The following is a 3,291-nucleotide window of genomic DNA, read 5'->3' as shown; positions in this document are numbered from 1 at the left end:
GTCAACACCCTCGTACTGCGCACCGATCTTTCCGGCCAGCCCAGCTTCTCCACCCTGATCGGTCGGGTACGCGATACCGCACTGGCCGCCTATGCCAACCAGGATGTTCCCTTCGAACGGCTGGTCGAAGCCATCAATCCGGCACGATCGCAGGCGCACCAGCCGCTGTTCCAGGTCGCCATGGTGTTGCAGAACAACGCCGAGTGGCACCTGGTGTTGCCAGGCCTGGTCGCGGACATAAGCCTGCCCGACGTGGGCATCGCCAAGTTCGACCTGACATTTGGCTTGAGCGAGCGCAGCATCGACGGCATCCCTGCCGGCCTGATCGGTGAGCTCGAATATGCCGCCGACCTGTTCGATCGCCAGACGGCCCAGGTGCTGGCGACTCGCTGGATCCGGCTTCTGGAAGCATGCGTTACGTCGCCCGATATGCCGCTGAGCCGATTGGACCTGCTCGATGGCGATGAGCACCGGCAAATCCAGCATGAGTGGAACGACACAGCGCATCCGCTGCCGGACATCCATCTGGCCGGGCTGTTCGAAGCACAAGCCAGCCGCGCCCCGCAGGCCATCGCCCTGGTCTGCGGTAACGAAAGCCTGAGCTATGGCGAACTCAATCGTCGCGCCGACCGCCTGGCCGATTGCCTGCTGGCGGCCGGAGCCGGCCCCGAGCGGGGCATCGCGATGTTCCAGCAACGTTCGTTCGAGCTGGTCATCTCGGTGCTGGCAATCATCAAGGCCGGCAGCTACTACGTACCGTTGCACCCGCAGTATCCGGACCAGCGTATCGACTGGGTATTGAAGCAGACCGGCGCCTCTATCCTGCTTGCGGACGAGGGCATCGCATCGCGCCATTTGCAGCATCCATTGCATATCATCCGGGTCGATCACGAGCAGCCTGTCGTCGCATCCCAGCCGCGCCCCGCAACGCACGAGCAACAACTGGCCTATGTGATGTTCACTTCCGGCTCCACGGGTATCCCCAAGGGCGTCGGTGTAAGCCAGCGCAGTATCGTCGCCCTCGCTTTGGATCGCACGTTGCAGGCCGGCCGGGATCGCGTACTCTTGCACTCGCCGCACGCGTTCGATGCCTCCACGTATGAAATCTGGTTGCCGCTGCTGACCGGTGGCAGCATCGCGCTCATGCCGCCCAGCGAGGCGGATATCACTCTGCTCGCGGACACCCTGGTCAACCAGGACGTCACCGCCGCCTTCATCACCAGTGCGCTGTTCAATGCGCTGGCCCTGACCGCGCCAGCATCATTGGCCCGACTGCGCGCTGTCTGGACCGGCGGCGATGCCGCTGACACGCAGGCTTTCCGGCGCGTCGTCGAGACCTGCCCCGCGCTGACCCTCAGCAATATCTACGGCCCGACGGAGAGCACCACGTTCGCGACCGTCCATGTTCTGCAACCCGGCGACACGAGCCTGCGCGAACTTCCCATCGGCAAGGCCCTGGACAACACGACGCTTCACGTACTCGACAGCACATTGCGCCCGGTGCCAGTGGGTGTACCCGGCGAGCTATACATCGGTGGCGAAGGTCTGGCCCGCGGCTACGTGGGCCAACCCGGCCTGACCGCCGAACGTTTCATCGCCCATCCCTCCGGTGAGCCGGGTGCGCGACTCTACCGTACCGGCGACCTGGTGAAGCGTCGCGCAGATGGCGAACTGGATTACGTCGGTCGTACCGACCAGCAAGTGAAGATCCGTGGTCTGCGTATCGAACCTGGCGAAGTCACCGCCGTACTGCGTGAACACCCCGGTGTCGCGCAAGCGGCCGTCATCGTGCGGGAAGACCGTCCGGGCGAACGCCAGTTGGTCGGCTACGTGGTAGCCGGCAAACCGACGCCACCCCAATTTGGTGAAACCTTGCGCGACTGGGCAGGCGAGCGCCTGCCCGCCTATCTGCAACCGGCTGCTATCGTGCTGCTCGATGCCCTGCCGCGCACGCGCAATGGCAAGCTGGACCACGCCGCGCTACCCGCGCCGCTGCGCTTGTCCGGCCAGGGACGCAAGCCACGCACGGAACAGGAAAAACGGCTCGTCGATCTGTTCTGTGAACTGCTCGCATTGCCCGAAGCCAGTATCGATGACAACTTCTTCGAACTGGGCGGTCATTCGCTGCTGGCCACGCGATTGGCCAGCCGCATCCGCAGCAGCCTGGGACTGGAACTACCCATCCGCGATATCTTCGATGCTCCCACACCGGCACGCCTTGCCGAACGCATGGGCATCGCGGGGCAAAGTCGCGTGGCACTATGCGCAGGCAATCGCCCGGCAAGCCTGCCGCTTTCGTACGCACAGAACCGCCTGTGGTTCCTGCACCGCCTGGAAGGCCCAAGCACCACCTACAATATTCCCTGCGCCATGCGTTTGCTGGGTCATATCGATGAGCAGGCGCTAAAGGCGGCATTGCTGGATGTGGTAACCAGGCACGAAAGCCTGCGCACCGTATTTGGCGAAGACGACGCTCATACGGCGTTCCAGCAGATCGGCCGACCGGATCAGCTGCGTTTCGAACATCGCTGGCTCGATACGGAGCATTTGCCCAAGGCCATCGGCGATGCCTCAACCCATGCCTTCCGAATCGATGAAGAGTTGCCGATCCGCACGTGGCTGTTCAGCGATGGCAAGCACAGTCACCACCTGTTGATCGTCCTGCACCATATCGCCGCCGATGGCTGGTCGCTGTTGCCGCTGTGGCGTGACCTGGAGCGTGCCTACATCGCCCGCAGCAAGGGTATCGAGCCCGACTGGCAGCCCCTGCCCGTGCAATACGCCGACTACACGCTATGGCAGCACCAGTTGCTCGGCGATGAAAACGATCCCGACAGCCTGCTGGCCCGTCAGCTCGGTTACTGGCGCGATCAACTCGACGGCCTGCCCCAGGTCATCGATCTGCCCACGGATCGACCGCGTCCGGCCGTGGCCAGCTATCGTGGTGAACAGCTTCCGCTGTACATCGATGCCAACCTGCACGCGCGCCTGCAAGCACTTGCGCAGGCCCACGGCGCCACCTTGTTCATGGTGCTCCAGGCTGCCCTGGCCGTGTTGCTGGGCAAGCTCGGTGCAGGTGACGACATCGCGATCGGCAGTCCCATCGCCGGACGTACCGACAGTGCACTGGACGATCTGGTGGGTTTCTTCGTCAACACCCTCGTACTGCGCACCGATCTTTCCGGCCAGCCCAGCTTCTCCACCCTGATCGGTCGGGTACGCGATACCGCACTGGCCGCCTATGCCAACCAGGATGTTCCCTTCGAACGGCTGGTCGAAGCCATCAATCCG

General features: G+C 63.7%; 1 protein-coding gene. It reads left to right on the top strand.

From position 1 onward, the window contains the following. Positions 1 to 3,291: amino acid adenylation domain-containing protein (locus tag VF436_RS12110; protein WP_330904287.1), on the top strand; the 3,291-nt coding region annotated here is incomplete at both ends.

It is taken from the genome of Dyella sp., assembly GCF_036384435.1.
Classification (GTDB): domain Bacteria; phylum Pseudomonadota; class Gammaproteobacteria; order Xanthomonadales; family Rhodanobacteraceae; genus GSA-30.
This window is presented reverse-complemented; position numbering and strand designations above follow the sequence as displayed.